Raw genomic sequence first — 15,529 nt, 5'->3', positions numbered from 1 at the left:
GCGGTGGCCGGTTTATTCGTATTAAGGATGGTTGGCCAGGGATTTAAGCACGCGCCGGCGTCAGGCAGAAGCGCTCAATCAAACCGCGCAATAACTGCACGCAGGGTTCAATCTGGTCCTGGGCCAGATATTCGTCCGGCTGATGCGCCTGATCAATACTGCCTGGCCCCAGCACAATGGTTTCCATACCCAGCTGCTGCAGGAACGGCGCTTCGGTGGCGTAATTCACGGCGTCGCTGTGGCTGCCGGTTAAGCGTTCGGCGGCTTCTACCAAGGCGCTGGTGGCCGGGGTTTCAAACGACGGAATGCCGGGGAACAGCGATTCGTAGCTCAGTTCCACCCGGTTTTGTTCGGCAATGGGGTGCACGCGGCGCTGAATTTCGGCGCGCAGGTCATCGTTGCTCATGCCCGGCAGGGTGCGTAAATCGAACGCCAGTTCACAGGTGCCGCAAATACGGTTGGGGTTATCGCCGCCGTGAATACAGCCGAAATTCATGGTCGGCGTTTGCACGGCAAAATGCGCATTGGTATAGCGGCTGGCCAGGTCGCGGCGCAGGTTCATCAGCTCGCCCATCACGCTGTGCATGGCGTCCAGGGCGTTAATGCCCAGTGCGGGGTCAGACGAATGGCCGCTGCGGCCGGTTAAGCGAATGCTCTCCATCATAATGCCCTTGTGCATACGGATGGGCTGCAGCCGCGTGGGTTCGCCCACCACCGCGTAGCGGGCCTGCAGCTGGCCGTCACGGGCTAAGGCGCGCGCGCCGCACATTGAGCTTTCTTCGTCGGCGGTGGCCAATACAATTAGCGGCTGCTTAAAATCGGCAGCGCGGTAATGTTTAACCGCTTCCAATACCAGCGCAAAAAAGCCTTTCATATCGCAGGTGCCCAGCCCGTAATAACGGCCGTTGCGTTCGGTTAAGGTGAACGGATCCGACTGCCATTTTTCCGGGTTACAGGGCACGGTGTCGGTATGGCCACTGAATACCAGTCCGCCGGGGCCGCTGCCGAGGGTGGCAATTAAATTGGCCTTGCCGGGAAAGTTGGCAATGGGCTGGATATCACAGCGGAAACCCAGCGCCCCAAACCACTGCGCCAGCGTGTCGATCACCGGCCTGTTGCTCTGATCGTATTCCGGCAACACGGAACTGATGCTGTTATGCGCCACTAATGTGCGTAAACAGCTGACAAGATCGGGCACAACAGGCGCACTCATAGTATTCTCCGCACTGCAATTCATCAGGCCGTTCGCGGCCGGTTATTATCAGGTCACTATGCCAACAGAAACCGAAATTAAATGTCGTCTGCAGCCGCAACAGGTTGCTGCCTTAGCCACCCTGCTGGACACACTGGCGCAGCCGCAAGGCCATTCTACGCTGAAAAACCGCTATTTCGATACGCCACAGAATGCGCTGGCCAACGCCCGCGCCGCACTGCGCATCCGTGACAATAACGGCCAGTGTGAGCAAACCCTGAAAACCCGGGGCACCAGTGTTGCCGGCTTACAACAACGCGGTGAATGGAACTGGCCCTTAACCGGTGCCGCGCTGGATCTTACCCTGCTGCAGCAGGATGAGGTTACCGCCCATTGGCCGGCCGGAGTACAGGCCAGCGAATTGGCGGAAATTTTTGCTACCGATTTCAACCGTCAGCGCTGGCTGTGGCAACAGGATAACGCGCAGGTCGAAATTGTGATTGATACCGGCACCGTCAGTACCGGTAAAAAAAGCGTGCCGCTGTGTGAGCTGGAACTGGAACTGCAACAGGGCGACGCCGCTGTGCTGTGGCAACTGCTGCAACAGCTGAGTGAACAGGTACCGCTGTGGCTGAGTGATGTCAGCAAAGCCGAGCGCGGTTACCGGCTGGCCGGGTTAAGCCGCAGCTGGCAGGAGACTGTCAGCTTCAGCCGTGACGAGGATCTGGCGCAGGTACTGCCGCGCTGGCTGAGTGCCGGGTTGCAGCAATGGCAGCGGGCACTGGAAGCCTGCCTGTGGGACAACGACAGCGCGGCGGCGTTAACCGCGTTGCAACATTGGCAGGCGTTACGCCAGTTGCCGCAACAGGCCGGCAAAGTGTTGAAACGCCGCGACACCAAAGCGCTGCGTGAGGCGCTGGATGTCTGGCAGGCGCCGCTGCAGCAGCTGGCCGCCCGGGCACAGCTGCTGGCTTATCTGAACAGCGCCGATGAACCTGGCCAGACCGCCGCCGAGCGCAAAGCCCTGCAACAGCAGGTACAGCAACAACTGCAGACCATCCGCAACGACGCTCAGCTGGCACAGGCCGGCAGTGCTGCTGCCGGTGCGCTGCATACGCTGGTCTGGCCAGAATCAACGGGGGCCACCGCCGCCCGCTGGTTACGCCATGCGTTACAGCAACAGGCGCCGCTGTTACAGCGCCTGCACGATCAGCGCCCGCAGGATGAAGAACAATGGCGCGGCCGTCAGCACGATATGGCGCTGCTGTGTCAGAGCTGCGATTACCTGCGCGGCCGGCCGGAACTGGGGCAGGGGCTGGGGATTAACGGCGCCGGCATCGGCGAAGGTACATTACGGGTACTGGTCGATATGCTGCACGCGCAAACTTTGCTACAAAGACCCTGGCCGCTGGCACCCTTAACCGGGCCGGATGGCCAGGAACTGCGCCCGCTGGCTGATTATGCCGGCTGGGCGGTGGAGCATCTGGCGCAGCTGGCGCGGGAACTCTGAACGACTGAACACCAGCGGGGATATTTATGCAGGCCAAGGCCGAACGATTGCTGACTTTACCGGCGTTAATTGATGAACTGCGCCGCGAACAGCTGCTCAATCCGGATGATTATGCGCTGGCGCAAAGTCTGCGGCGTAAAGCCGATGAACAGAGCCTGCATGCCATTACCCTGTTAGGCCGGCAGGGCTATGCCGATGCGCGCCAGCCCGGCCGCTTGCTGAGTGAGCAGGTGCTGGTGGAATGGCTGGCGGCTAAGTACCAGCTGGATTGTGTGCAGATCGACCCGCTGGAAGTGGATGTACCGGCAGTTACTGAGGTGATGTCGTACGCCTTTGCTGAGCGCCACGGCATTCTGGCGGTAAAGGTCAGCGTCGACAGCGTGGTGGTGGCCAGTGCCGAACCGCTGGTAAACAGCTGGGTAACCGACGTTGAGCACGTTACCCGCCGCCAGGTTAAACGGGTACTGGCGGCACCGGGTGATATCGAACGCTACCGGGTGGAGTTCTACCAGCTGGCCAATTCCGTTAACCGCGCCCGCCAGAGCCACAAGGGCGCCAGTGTGGTGCAGAATCTGGAATCCATGCTGGAGCTGGGCAAAGCCAAAGCACCGGACGCCAATGACGAACACATCGTTAATATTGTCGACTGGTTGCTGCAGTACGCCTTTGATCAGCGCGCCAGTGATATTCATCTGGAACCGCGCCGCGAAGTAGGGCATGTGCGCTTCCGCATCGACGGTGTGCTGCACAATGTCTACGACCTGCCGGCGCAGGTTGGGCTGGCGGTCATCGCCCGCATCAAATCGCTGGGACGCATGAACATTGCGGAAAAGCGCAAACCCCAGGACAGCCGCTTAAAAACCAAAACCCCGTCCGGTCAGGAAGTGGAATTGCGTTTATCCACGCTGCCGACCGCTTTTGGCGAAAAGCTGGTGATGCGGATTTTTGACCCGCAGGTATTGGTGCGCAGTTTTTCTGAGCTGGGTTTCAGTAAGGAAGATCACCGCCGCTGGAACCAGATGACACGCCATAACCACGGCATTATTTTCGTTACCGGCCCGACCGGCTCGGGTAAAACCACCACCCTGTATTCCACCCTGAAACAACTGGCCACACCGGAAGTAAACGTCTCTTCCATCGAAGACCCGATAGAAATGGTAGAGCCGGCCTTTAACCAGATGCAGGTCCAGCCGGGTATTGATTTAACCTTTGCCAGTGGCGTGCGGGCCTTATTGCGGCAAGACCCCGACATCATCATGGTGGGCGAAGTGCGTGACCTCGAAACCGCCGAAATCGCGGTGCAGGCGGCCTTAACCGGCCACCTGGTGTTATCCACCCTGCACACCAACGATGCGCCTTCGGCCATTACCCGTCTGCTGGAACTGGGCCTGCCGTCGTATTTAATCCGCTCCAGTGTGCTGGGCGTGATGGCGCAGCGGCTGGTGCGGACGCTTTGTCCGCATTGCAAGGTGAAACAGCCGGTGGATGAGCAAAGCTGGAAGCAACTCACAGCGCCCTGGCTGGTGAAGACGCCGGAGTTTGTGTACGGTGCCAAAGGCTGTCTGGAATGTCGCGGTACCGGTTATATGGGGCGCATGGGCATTTACGAAGTGATGCCAATGAACGACAGCCTCGAAACCCTGATTACCGACACCACCGACCACAGCAAACTGCGCCAGGCGGCGATGAAAGAAGGCATGCACAGCCTGCGTTTAAGCGGCGCGCATAAAGTGGCTGCGGGCATGACCACGGTGGCGGAAGTCATGCGGGTGGCGCCGCAGGTTCGCGGGCAGGGCTAGTCCGGGCGCTGAGCGCGGTGGCCAACACAAACCGGTCAATTGCGGTTACAATCAGCGCCTGGCCAAAGTGGACAAACCGGCCAGAGCGGGCAAAAACAACAGCAAGGGATAAAACCGGTGAGCAACAGCCTACCTGCCATTATTGATCTGGAAGCCTCAGGGTTCGGCCGTGGCAGTTACCCGATTGAGGTAGGCTTTGCGCTGGAAGACCGGCTGGTACACAGCTTTCTGATCAAACCCCCGGCGGGCTGGGATCACTGGAGTGACGACGCCGAACAGGTGCACGGCATTTCCCGTGAACTGCTGCAGCGCGAAGGCAAAACCCCGCGCGAAATCGCCCTGATTATGAACGAATTACTGTACGGAAAAGTGCTGTATTCAGACGCCTGGAGTTTCGACAGTTCGTGGCTGGCGCGCCTGTTCGACGAAGCCGAATTAGTGCAGCGCTTCCGCATAGAAACCATCAACAAACTGCTGACGCCGGAGCAAATGGAAGTGTGGCACGACACCAAAGAAATGCTGTGGCAACAGCAGGAAGGCGTTAACCGCCACCGCGCGGCTAATGATGTGAAAGTGCTGCAGGAAACCTATTTAAGGGTGATGCAGGCGGCAGGTTGAGCGTTGGGGGTTCAGCGTTCAGCGAGCACTGATATTTTCTCCGAGCCCGCTGAACCATGAACGCCTAACCCTCAACGACGTTGATACAACCTTCCCCGCTCCCCCGCTTCCCCCGGCTGGCTTTTAAAGCGCTTATGCAGCCATAAATACTGGCTCGGATAACGGCGTATTTGCTGCTCCAGAAACTGATTCGCCACCACCGCATCGGCTTCGTCACTTTCTCCCGGAATCGGCAGTGGATCAAAGAAATTGATTTCGTAGCCGGTGTTTCCCGGTAAGCGGAAAAAGCTGGTGGGAATAACCACCGCATTACCGGCTTTGGCTATGCGCGAGGTGGCTGTCAGGGTTGCCGTCGGCACACCAAAAAACGGGGCAAAGACACTGTTGTCCGGGCCGAAATCCTGATCCGGTGCGTACCACACGGCATCCCCTTGTTTCAGGGCGCGCATCATGCCGCGGATATCTTTGCTGACAAACTGGTTCTTATAAGTGCGCGAGCGGCCGCGTTTCATAATGAAATTCAGCACGGCATTTTTTTGGGGCTTATAGGTAATGCTGACGGTCGCGTGATTACCAACCAGGGTGCCGGCCAGATCGAGCATAGAAAAATGCCCGCCCAGAATCAGCACGCCGCGGCCGGTAGCATGTGCAGCCTGCAGTTTATCCAGGCCGTTAATACGGCAGATGGGCAGCAGATAATCAGGGGCCCGGAACCAGCTGATCATGGTTTCCATAAACCCAATGCCGTTATCAATAAAAATCTGCCGCACCAGCTGTGCCTGCTCCGCCGGTGATTGCTCCGGAAAGCATAAGCGGATATTCACTTCGGCTACATGACGGCGGCTGCGGGCGATTTTATGCAGCAGCAAACCAAAATATTTTCCGATGCTGATTTGCCAGCGGTAAGGCAGCCGGGTAATTGCCGCGGCGCAGCCGATAAAAAACCACAGAATCCAATAACGGGGATGCAGCATCGCGGTGGTAAATTGCGGTTTATTCATGCTTTTTAATTACCTTCTGCCCGGTTATTTCGCTTCAGTTGCCTGAATTTTTTTAACAATTGCCGAGGTTGAGCAATTATCTTTAAAGCTGAGAATAATGACGTCGCCACCATTATCCTGCACGCACTGACCGCCGGCGATTTGTTCAATGCTGTAATCACCACCTTTTACCAGAATGTCCGGCAATACCCGGCAAATTAAGCGTTCTGGTGTGTCTTCGCCGAACGGCACCACCCAGTCCACGCTTTCCAGTCCGGCCAGCACGGCCATGCGGTGATCGAGCGGGTTAATCGGGCGGGTCGGGCCTTTCAACCGCGCTACTGAGGCATCGGAATTCACCGCTACCAGTAAGCGGTCGCCCAGCGCTTTGGCTTCTTTTAAATACTGCACATGGCCCGGGTGAATAATGTCGAAGCAGCCATTGGTCATCACCAGGGTTTCACCGCGGGCGCGGGCTTCCTGCACCAGTTGCAGCAGGCTGTCTTCGTCAAAAATACCGGCACCCAGATGGTTTTCCTGGCGCAGTTCATGGCGCAGTTCTTCGGTGGTAACGGTGGCGGTGCCCAGTTTGCCCACCACCACACCGGCGGCGGTATTGGCCAGCACCGTGGCCTGCACCAGCGGCGTGCCGGCGGCCAGTGCGGCGGCCAGTACCGAAATTACGGTGTCGCCGGCGCCGGTAACATCGAACACTTCGCGGGCCCGGGTGGGCTGATGAAAAGGCTCCTGGTCACGCTGAATCAGGGTCATGCCCTTTTCACTGCGGGTAACCAGCAGGGCCTGCAGGTCGTAGGTATTAATCAGCTGCTGGGCGCGGGCAATTAAGGTGTCGTCATCGGCGCAATGGCCAACCACGGCTTCAAATTCGCTCAGGTTCGGGGTCAGCAGGGTGGCGCCACGGTAGCGTTCAAAATCGGTACCCTTGGGGTCAATCAGAACCGGAACGCCGGCGCTGGCCGCAGCACGAATAAGGGGTTGAGGATCGGTTAATGTTCCCTTGCCATAATCCGACAGAATGACCACGCCGCAATCAGCCAACAGCCCGGCAAAGGCTTGTTCCAGCGCCGGCAGATCTGCGCCGGTAAAGGACTCTTCAAAATCCAGCCGGATCAATTGTTGATGACGACTTAACACCCGTAATTTCGTAATGGTGGGTAAGCCCGGGTGCTGCTGCAGATGGGTCCGGATTCCGGCCTGGCTGAGCAGCTGCTCCAGAATGTTGCCATTCTCATCCGCCCCGGTCAGGCCGATCAGATCCACTTTGGCGCCCAGAACGGAAATTCCCAGCGCCACGTTACCGGCACCGCCGGCGCGGTTTTCGATATCCTGAATTTTGACCACCGGCACCGGCGCTTCCGGCGAAATACGCGAGGTGGAACCCTGCCAGTAACGGTCGAGCATAACGTCGCCAAAGACCAGGACGCGGGCATTGTGAAAATTCGGCAGGGTAATATCCATAAACCAGAGCTTCTTCGGTGGTGGAAAAGGCCGCAGTTTATCACAGGCTTGGCGCGCTGGGTGCTGCCGGTAAAGTCTGCTGTGGTATGATGCGCGCCCTTTTTTATGGCGGAATGATCACCGTGGCCCGTTTTTTCTATTCCTTGTTATTCGCATTGTTGCTGCCGCTGATTCTGCTGTTTATGGCCTGGCAGGGGCGGAAAAATAAAGGCTGGCGCCAGCGCTGGAGCGAGCGTTTTGGCCGGGTGGTGCATCGCCCGCAACCCGGTGGCCTGTGGATTCACGCGGCGTCGGTGGGCGAGGTATTGGCCGCCGCACCGCTGGTGCGGGCCTTCCGCCGTCAGCATCCGACCATTCCGCTGATTATGACGACCTTTACACCGACCGGCTCTGAGCAGGTGCGGCGGCTGTTTGGCACCGGCGTGTACCACATGTATCTGCCGCTGGATCTGCCCTGGATGGTGCGGCGTTTTCTGCGCACTCTGCAGCCGGGTTTGCTGGTGATTATTGAACGCGAGCTGTGGCCGAATATGCTGGCCGCCTGCGAAGAGCAGGGCGTACCGGTGCTGCTGGCCAACGCGCGTTTATCAGAAAAGTCAGCACTGACTTACCGGAAATACCCCAAACTGGCGTTGCCAATGCTGCAACAGCTGACCCGGGTGGCGGTGCAGGATGCCACCGACGGTGAGCGTTATCTGCAGTTGGGCTTGCCGGAACAGCGGCTGGAAGTCACGGGTTCGGTCAAATTTGATATTGATGTACCCGAGGGCTTGGCCGAGCAGGGTGCCGCCCTGCGTGAACAATGGGGCGCACAGCGGCCAGTGCTGGCGCTGGCGTCCAGCCATGACAATGAAGATGAGCAGCTGCTGGATTTGTATCCGGCCCTGCTGGAAACCTGCCCGGATTTGCTGTTGCTGTTAATCCCGCGTCACCCCGAGCGTTTTGAAGCCGTGACCAACGCCGCGCTGACACGCCAGCTGAAAGTGCAGCGGCGCAGCAAAGGGGCCGTCAGTCTGGCGGTACAGGTGTATGTGGCCGACAGCATGGGCGAAATGCTCACGTTGCTGGCGGCGGCCGATCTGGTGCTGATGGGCGGCAGCCTGATTCCGCGTGGCGGCCATAATCCGATTGAGCCGGCGGCGCTGGGCAAGGCCACCTTAATGGGTCCTTATCATCATAATTTCGCTCAGATCGTGGCCGATTTGCAGCAGTTGGGCGCGTTACGAACCGTGCCGGCCGAACCGCAGGAATTGTTGGCGGCGTTGCGTGAGTGGCTGGCGGATGACGCTGGCCGGCAGGCCATGGGGGCTGCGGGTCTGGCGGCGGTCGAGGCGAACCGCGGCGCCGTGGCGCGCCTGGTCGGTCATTGTGAAGAATTGATGCGGCTGCGTTGATTGGGCTGTGCGCCCCGGTCGCCGTTCAGGAAGTAATTCCTGAACAGGGCGAAAACGGGCGGTGTCGTTACGGCATGCAGCGCCACCTTGCTGTCGGATAAAAGCGCTCAGCCAAAAACCTTCCGGCCATCCACAAACACCGCGCTGACCGCGCCCTTCAGCGTCTGGCCGGCAATCGGCGTGTTACGGCCTTTCGACAGCAGCTGCGAGCGGCGGAAGGTGCGTTCGCTGGCCGGGTTGATCAGCGCGGCGTTAAACCACTGGCCTTCCTGCAGGCTCTGGCTTAAGCCGGTGACGGCGGCCGGCAGCTGGCTGGCGGCGGTGATCAGCGCGTTTAGCTGCAGTTCGCCGCGTTCCACCAGCTGCAGTGCCAGCGGCAGGAACGCATCGTAGATGCTCATGCCCGGTTCGGCGTCGGAGAAGGTCGATTTTTTCGCCGCCACTTCGTGCGGACGATGGTTAGAGCTGATCGCCAGCTCACCGGCGTTCACCGCCGCCAGTAAGGCCTGACGGTCAGCCTCGGCACGCAGCGGCGGGCGCACGTTGAACTGGCTGTTGTAACCGGCCACGGCTTCATCGGTGTACACCAGGTTGGCCAGTGGCGTGTCGGCGGTAATCTTCAGGCCGCCGGCACGGGCCTGGCGCAGCATATCGAGGCTGCGGCCACAGCTGATCTGGCTGATGTGGGCGCGCACGCCGGTCTGTTCAATCAATAACAGCATTTGCGCCAGCGCGATGGTTTCGGCGGTACGCGGAATACCGGTTAAGCCCATGCGAGTGGCGACCGGGCCTTCGTGCATGCAGCCGGCGGCGGACAGGGCGGCATCGTCCGGGTTCAGGAATACCGGAATGTCGTAGGTGGCGGCGTATTCCATCACCCGGCGCAGCACATAGCTGTCTTTGAACGGTGCGCGGGCATTGCTTAACGCCACACAACCGGCTTCGTGCAGGCTGAACATGGCGGCCAGCTGTTCGCCGGCCAGGCCCTGGGTTAAGGCACCCAGCGGCAGCACTTTGGCGTAACCGGCTTTGGCGGCTTTTTCCAGAATCAGCTGCACCACGGCGCCGCTGTCGGCCACCGGTTTGGTATCCGGCAACGAGCACACATGAGTAAAACCACTGGCGCAGGCGGCGCGGGTTTCGCTGGCGATGGAACCTTTGTGGGCAAAACCGGGTTCGGCCAGGTGGCCACCCAGATCGACCAGTCCCGGCACCAGCCACTGGCCACTGCCATCGACGCTGTGTTCAATTTCACCGCTGGCCGGTTTGTGGCCAATGGCTTTGATACGGCCTTCGGCCACGTAAATATCCGCCACCTGATCCAGCTGCTGAGCCGGGTCGATCAGACGGGCATTGTGAATGTGCAAGTAACGCATGCTTATGCTTCCTCCTGATCGTTCACCGCGGCCTGTTCGGCCAGTTCATTTTTTTCCTGCTGCTGGCCGCTCATGGCCATAGCCATCACCGCCATGCGCACGGCAATGCCGTAGCTGACCTGATGCAGAATGACCGATTGCGGGCCATCGGCGACGTTGGATTCAATCTCGACACCGCGGTTGATCGGGCCGGGGTGCATAACGATGGCATCCGGTTTGGCCCACAGCAGTTTTTCTTCGGTTAAACCGTAGAGTTTGAAAAATTCGCTTTCACTCGGCAGCAGGGCGTTCTGCATACGCTCTTTCTGCAGCCGCAGCATGATCACCACATCACAGTCTTTGAGGCCGTCTTCCATGCGGTAGTACGCCTTGCAACCCAGCGCTTCGATGTCGCGTGGCAGCAGGGTGCCGGGGCCGATCACCCGCACTTCGGCGGCGCCCAGCGTATTCAGGGCATAAATCTGCGAGCGGGCGACGCGGGAGTGCAGAATATCGCCGACGATGGCGACGATTTTGCCCTCAATGCTGCCCTGATGACGGCGGATGGTGAGCATATCCAGCATCGCCTGGGTCGGGTGGGCATGGCGGCCGTCACCGGCGTTAATGATGGCGACATTAGGCGTTACGTGCTCGGCAATAAAGTGCGCAGCGCCGGAATCGGCATGGCGTACCACGAACATATCCGAGTACATGGCTTCCAGGTTCCACAGCGTATCCATCAGGGTTTCGCCCTTGGCGGTGGCCGATTTGGCGATGTCCAGATTGAGGATATCCGCCGACAGGCGCTTGGCCGCCAGCTCAAAGGTGGAACGGGTGCGGGTGCTGTTTTCAAAGAACAGGTTCACCACGGTTTTGCCGCGCAGCAACGGCACTTTTTTAACGTCGCGTTCCTGGGTGCTGATAAATGAGTCGGCGGTGTCGAGGATTTCCGTCAGCAGCTCGCGGCTTAAGCCTTCGGTGGTGAGGAAGTGCTTCAGCCGGCCGTCTGCGGTCAGCTGTACCTGGCTGGGGTCGGTGCTGGTGAGCAAGTGATTCATGGTGGCAGACTCGTCAGGCTAAGGTGAGTTCCAGCGGTTGCGGGCCGCTCAGTTTGACCAGCTGGCCTTCTTCCAGCGGCAGGCGTACGCCGCACAGATCCGGCTGTACCGGCAGTTCGCGGCGGCCAATATCCAGCAGGCACACCAGGGTGATGCTGGCCGGGCGGCCGTAATCAAAGAGTTCGTTCATGGCGGCGCGGATGGTGCGGCCACTCATAATGACGTCATCGACCAGAATAATGTGCCGGTCTTCGATGCTGTCGGGCAGTTCCGAGCCTTTTACCTGCGGGTGCAGGCCATGGCGGGTAAAATCATCGCGGTAAAAGCTGATGTCCAATGAACTGACGCCGTCTTCGGTGTGCAGTTGTTCCTGCAGCCGTTCCGCTACCCACACGCCGCCGGTGCGGATGCCGACCAACAATGGTTGTTCCAGTTGCTGGTCCTGCAGGTAAGCGGCCAGTCGCTGGCCCAGTTCAAGACAGGTTTGTTCAATATCGGGCAGGTTCATAGAGGGTCCTTTAACGGCCAGGCGGCCATCCAGCTTTCCAGAATCAGTTGTGCCGCCAGCCCATCGACCGAGTTGGCGCCGAAGTCGCGGCTGCCACCCTGAGCAATGACCATGCCTTTGGCTTCGTAGCTGGTCAGGCGTTCGTCGTGGGTATAGGCCGGGCGATGATAACGGCCTTCCAGGCGGCCGGCGAATTTCTTAGCGCGCCGGCTCATGTCGCTGGCACTGCCATCCATATTCAGCGGTAAGCCCACCACAAAGGCATCCGGTTGCCATTCATCGACAATGCGCTGCAGCGCCTCCCAGTCGGGAATGCCGTCGCGGGCTTTCATGGGGTTCAATGGCTGGGCGGTACCGGTCAGGCGCTGACCCATGGCAATGCCAATACGCTGGGTGCCGAAATCAAAGGCCATCAGGCTGCGGATTTTGGCGGCCGGTGCCTGGCTCATCAGGCGTGTCCTGCGTCGCTGCTGAGAAATTCAGCACTGACACCCAGCACTTTCAGGGCGGCGTCGTACAGTTGTTCGTTCGGGGTATCGAACAGCAGTTCCGGGGTGGCTTCCACGGTCAGCCAGCTGTTGGCGCGCAGTTCGGCTTCCAGCTGGCCTTCGTCCCAGCCGGCATAGCCCAGCGCCAGACGGAAATGGCGCGGACCGGAGCCGGCGGCAATGGCTTTCAGAATGTCTTTCGACGACGTCAGGTGGGTTTGTTCGGTAATGTTCAGGGTGGAACCCCAGTTACCCTGCTGGCGGTGCAGAATAAACCCGTGCTCGGGGCTGACCGGGCCACCGGCGTATATTTCAGGGTCGATACCGGTAACGCGCGGAATATCCAGCTGCTCACAGATTTCATCGAAGTGCACCGGCAGCGGCTTGTTCAGCACCAGACCCATGGCGCCTTCGTCGCTGTGTTCGCATAAATAGGTAACGCTGCCGGCAAACCAGGAATCTTCCAGTTGCGGCATGGCGATCAGCAGGTGATTTTTCAGGCTGGTCAGTTGTTGCATATTAATTGGCGTCAGAAAGGTAACGGTTGCCCTTGAACTGCCAGGTGCGGATGATTTCCAGCACGTCGGTGGTTTTCTTCATCTCTTCGGTGAAGGGGGCGAAGGGGGCCGACATGCGCACAATGCGCAGGGCGGCGTCATCCAGCACTTTGCGGCCGGACGATTCCAGAATACGCAGCTCGTTAATGGTGCCGTCGGCATTAATAGCAACCAGCAGACGCAGGCGGCAGTCGTCGAAGCAGCTTTCTGCTTCACGCGGGTAATTGCGTGCGCCGTTGTCTTCAATGCGGCGGCGCCAGCTGTTCACATAGTAGGCATCGCTGGCTTTCATGGTGGAGGCGGCGGTTAAACGCTGCACGCGTGGTTGTTTGGCGTAGGTCTGGCGCAGGGAATCCAGTTTGGCTTCCAGGCTGGCCATTTCCAGGCTGCGCTCCAGCAGGGTTTTTTGCGGCCCATCGGGCAGGTCGACCTGCATGGTCTGCTGGCGTTGTTCGGTGTCAATTTTATTGCGGCTGCTGGCGGTTGTGGTGACCAGCTGACGCTGACCTTCCGGCCGGCGCGGCGCACTGGCCTGCTGTTCCTGCAGGGAGGTTTCGTTGATGGTGTTGGCCTGGAAAATAGCTTCCATATCAGTGGTCAGCATACGCGCTTCATCCAGCGTGCCACTGCCTTGCTGATTTTCCTGAGCCAGAAAATCGGCTTTTTCCGGAGCCTGGTCGCTTTTATAAGTGGCTAAGGTCACTTCCAGGGTTTTCGACAGGTTGTCGCGGTCACTGGCCTGAAAGGTCACGCCAAACACCACCAGAGCATGCAGCAACACCGCCACAAACAGCGCAAACGACAGGCGATCAGAGCTGGTAACAACCGTGGCAGTCATGCGGTTAAAAATACCTGTTCAGCAGTTGAAAAAAGCGCAGCAAGTCTGCGCTTTTGGGGGGGATTTGTCCATACAGCACGTTGGGCGTTCGGCGTTCAGGGTTGGGCGTGCTCCGGTCATTATCGCCGTGCGCGCTGAACCTTGAACGCTCAACCCCTAACGATCAATGGTCAAAGCTTCCCCAACAAACACTCAATCAGCTGCCCGGCCACATCAATACCGGAATCGCGGCTGATTTCGCGCACGCAGGTGGGGCTGGTGACGTTGATTTCGGTGAGGTTGTTGCCGATCACGTCGAGGCCGACAAAATACAGCCCTTTTTCTTTCAGAATCGGGCCGATTTTTTCAGCGATGGCGCGGTTTTCGTCGCTTAACGGCAGGGTTACACCGCTGCCGCCGGCGGCCAGGTTGCCACGGGTTTCGCCGCTGGCCGGAATGCGCGCCAGGCAGTAGGGCACGGGTTCGCCGTCAATCATCAGAATGCGCTTGTCGCCCTTCACAATGTCAGGAATAAAACGCTGCGCCATGATCTGTTGCTGACCATGGTTGGTGAGGGTTTCGATAATGACGCTGACGTTCGGATCGTCCTGTTTCAGGCGAAAAATTGACGAACCGCCCATGCCGTCCAGCGGTTTGAAAATCACATCGCTGTGCTCTTTATGGAAGGCTTTCAGCAGGTCGGCCCGGCGGGTAACGATGGTGGGCGTCATCAGCTCCGGGAAGGCGGTGGCAAAGATTTTTTCGTTACAATCGCGCAGGCTCTGCGGCTTGTTGGCGACCAGTACGCCTTCCTGCTCGGCACGTTCCAATATATAGGTGCTGTAAATAAACTCGCTGTCGAACGGCGGGTCTTTGCGCATCAGGATAATGTTCAGGCTGTTCAGCGGCAGCTCCTGCCGCTCGCCCAGATCGAACCAGTGGTCGGGGTTCATGGCCACGGTAAGCGGTGCCATGCGGCCCATGGCGCGACCGTTCTGAATCGACAGGTCGCCCTGTTCCATGTACCAGAGTTCGCAGCCGCGCTCCTGGGCTGCGTGCAGCAGAGCCAGCGAGGTGTCTTTCTTGAAGTGAATGGTGGCGATAGGGTCCATCACCACACCGACTTTGATGGTCATAGCGACTCCGTCATAACAAGGTGCGTTGTAAGGTGCGTTGTGTTGGTTGCGCAGTGTACCTCAGTCATTGTTTTATAGGCGCATCGGAATTGTGTGCGGTGCATCATGGCAGCAGCCTAGCCTTTGTTGCATGATGTGTGATACAAACGCACGCAAAGGCACCTCCTTTTTTTATGGAACCTAAGGTGCTGTCACCATTAAAAGAAACGGATGGTTAGGCCACCCTATGGAAGATAACTTTCAGAACGTCAAAGTCATGGTCATCGACGACAGTAAAACCATTCGTCGTACCGCCGAGACGCTGCTTAAAAAAGTCGGATGTGACGTCATCACTGCCACCGATGGTTTCGACGCATTGGCCAAGATCGCTGATACTCACCCGGACATCATCTTTGTCGATATCATGATGCCCCGTCTGGACGGATACCAGACCTGCGCATTGATCAAAAATAATTCCAAGTTCAAGTCGACACCCGTCATCATGCTGTCCAGTAAGGACGGCCTGTTCGATAAAGCTAAGGGACGCATTGTCGGGTCAGATCAGTATCTGACCAAGCCCTTCAGCAAGGAAGAGCTGCTGGGATCCATCCGTCAGTATGTAAAATCCTGACCCAATCAGCACAGACTTGAATTTTTAA

Annotated in this window: 15 protein-coding genes; 5 read left to right on the top strand and 10 right to left on the bottom strand. The window is 58.7% G+C overall.

Translation table 11 applies throughout. The annotated features are described in order from the left end of the window. Window positions 1-43 precede the first annotated feature (43 nt). Window positions 44-1,213 (bottom strand): acetylornithine deacetylase, encoded by a 1,170-nt coding sequence (gene argE / locus GJQ55_RS12335; protein ID WP_228345263.1) that lies wholly within the window; start codon window positions 1,211-1,213, stop codon window positions 44-46. Window positions 1,214-1,271: 58 nt separating this feature from the next. Between argE and GJQ55_RS12330 the strand changes: the two genes are divergently transcribed. The 3 genes from GJQ55_RS12330 to GJQ55_RS12320 all read left to right on the top strand — a co-directional run bounded on the left by GJQ55_RS12330 (window position 1,272) and on the right by GJQ55_RS12320 (window position 5,119). Continuing rightward, complete coding sequence (locus GJQ55_RS12330; protein ID WP_228345262.1) at window positions 1,272-2,702, top strand: CYTH domain-containing protein; 1,431 nt, start codon at window positions 1,272-1,274, stop codon at window positions 2,700-2,702. 26 nt (window positions 2,703-2,728) lie between these two features. After that, window positions 2,729-4,501 (top strand): type IV pilus assembly ATPase TfpB, encoded by a 1,773-nt coding sequence (gene tfpB / locus GJQ55_RS12325; protein ID WP_228345261.1) that lies wholly within the window; start codon window positions 2,729-2,731, stop codon window positions 4,499-4,501. Between the two features lie 117 nt (window positions 4,502-4,618). After that, window positions 4,619-5,119 carry a 3'-5' exonuclease gene (locus tag GJQ55_RS12320; RefSeq protein WP_228345260.1) on the top strand — a complete coding sequence of 167 codons (501 nt, stop codon included), beginning with the start codon at window positions 4,619-4,621 and terminating at the stop codon, window positions 5,117-5,119. 71 nt (window positions 5,120-5,190) lie between these two features. On the opposite strand, the gene lpxL is transcribed toward GJQ55_RS12320, so the two are convergent. Then, on the bottom strand, window positions 5,191-6,120 hold the full coding sequence (gene lpxL / locus GJQ55_RS12315) for an LpxL/LpxP family Kdo(2)-lipid IV(A) lauroyl/palmitoleoyl acyltransferase (protein ID WP_228345259.1): 930 nt from the start codon (window positions 6,118-6,120) through the stop codon (window positions 5,191-5,193). A 24-nt stretch (window positions 6,121-6,144) separates the two neighbouring features. After that, window positions 6,145-7,578 carry a bifunctional D-glycero-beta-D-manno-heptose-7-phosphate kinase/D-glycero-beta-D-manno-heptose 1-phosphate adenylyltransferase HldE gene (gene hldE / locus GJQ55_RS12310; RefSeq protein ID WP_228345258.1) on the bottom strand — a complete coding sequence of 478 codons (1,434 nt, stop codon included), beginning with the start codon at window positions 7,576-7,578 and terminating at the stop codon, window positions 6,145-6,147. A gap of 86 nt (window positions 7,579-7,664) precedes the next feature. Between hldE and waaA the strand changes: the two genes are divergently transcribed. Continuing rightward, window positions 7,665-8,972: a lipid IV(A) 3-deoxy-D-manno-octulosonic acid transferase gene (gene waaA, locus GJQ55_RS12305; protein ID WP_228345257.1), complete on the top strand. Its 1,308-nt coding sequence runs from the start codon at window positions 7,665-7,667 to the stop codon at window positions 8,970-8,972. Between the two features lie 107 nt (window positions 8,973-9,079). Here waaA and GJQ55_RS12300 read toward each other — a convergent pair whose 3' ends face one another. From GJQ55_RS12300 to gshB, 7 genes are all read right to left on the bottom strand, one after another. Next, window positions 9,080-10,348: a dihydroorotase gene (locus GJQ55_RS12300; RefSeq protein WP_228345256.1), complete on the bottom strand. Its 1,269-nt coding sequence runs from the start codon at window positions 10,346-10,348 to the stop codon at window positions 9,080-9,082. A gap of 2 nt (window positions 10,349-10,350) precedes the next feature. Continuing rightward, window positions 10,351-11,385: an aspartate carbamoyltransferase catalytic subunit gene (locus tag GJQ55_RS12295; RefSeq protein ID WP_228345255.1), complete on the bottom strand. Its 1,035-nt coding sequence runs from the start codon at window positions 11,383-11,385 to the stop codon at window positions 10,351-10,353. A gap of 13 nt (window positions 11,386-11,398) precedes the next feature. Next, on the bottom strand, window positions 11,399-11,893 hold the full coding sequence (gene pyrR, locus GJQ55_RS12290; protein WP_228345254.1) for a bifunctional pyr operon transcriptional regulator/uracil phosphoribosyltransferase PyrR: 495 nt from the start codon (window positions 11,891-11,893) through the stop codon (window positions 11,399-11,401). Further along, window positions 11,890-12,342 (bottom strand): Holliday junction resolvase RuvX, encoded by a 453-nt coding sequence (gene ruvX, locus GJQ55_RS12285; RefSeq protein ID WP_228345253.1) that lies wholly within the window; start codon window positions 12,340-12,342, stop codon window positions 11,890-11,892. Before ruvX ends, pyrR begins: the two co-directional genes overlap by 4 nt. Next, window positions 12,342-12,899 (bottom strand): YqgE/AlgH family protein, encoded by a 558-nt coding sequence (locus GJQ55_RS12280; RefSeq protein WP_228345252.1) that lies wholly within the window; start codon window positions 12,897-12,899, stop codon window positions 12,342-12,344. The genes ruvX and GJQ55_RS12280 overlap by 1 nt, the downstream gene beginning before the upstream one ends. Window position 12,900: 1 nt before the next feature. Then, window positions 12,901-13,776, bottom strand: coding sequence for an energy transducer TonB (locus tag GJQ55_RS12275; protein ID WP_228345251.1), 876 nt, complete (start codon window positions 13,774-13,776; stop codon window positions 12,901-12,903). Window positions 13,777-13,946: 170 nt separating this feature from the next. Next, window positions 13,947-14,891, bottom strand: a complete 945-nt coding sequence (gshB, locus tag GJQ55_RS12270) for a glutathione synthase (RefSeq protein ID WP_228345250.1) — start codon at window positions 14,889-14,891, stop codon at window positions 13,947-13,949. A gap of 226 nt (window positions 14,892-15,117) precedes the next feature. Here gshB and pilG point away from each other — a divergent pair, with 226 nt between their 5' ends. Continuing rightward, window positions 15,118-15,501, top strand: a complete 384-nt coding sequence (gene pilG, locus GJQ55_RS12265; protein ID WP_228345249.1) for a twitching motility response regulator PilG — start codon at window positions 15,118-15,120, stop codon at window positions 15,499-15,501. The last annotated feature ends 28 nt before the right edge of the window (window positions 15,502-15,529 follow it).

It is taken from the genome of Venatoribacter cucullus (assembly GCF_016132445.1).
GTDB lineage: Bacteria > Pseudomonadota > Gammaproteobacteria > Pseudomonadales > Oceanobacteraceae > Venatoribacter > Venatoribacter cucullus.
Note: the sequence above shows the minus strand (reverse complement) of the source record. Positions and strands in the feature narration are given on the sequence as shown.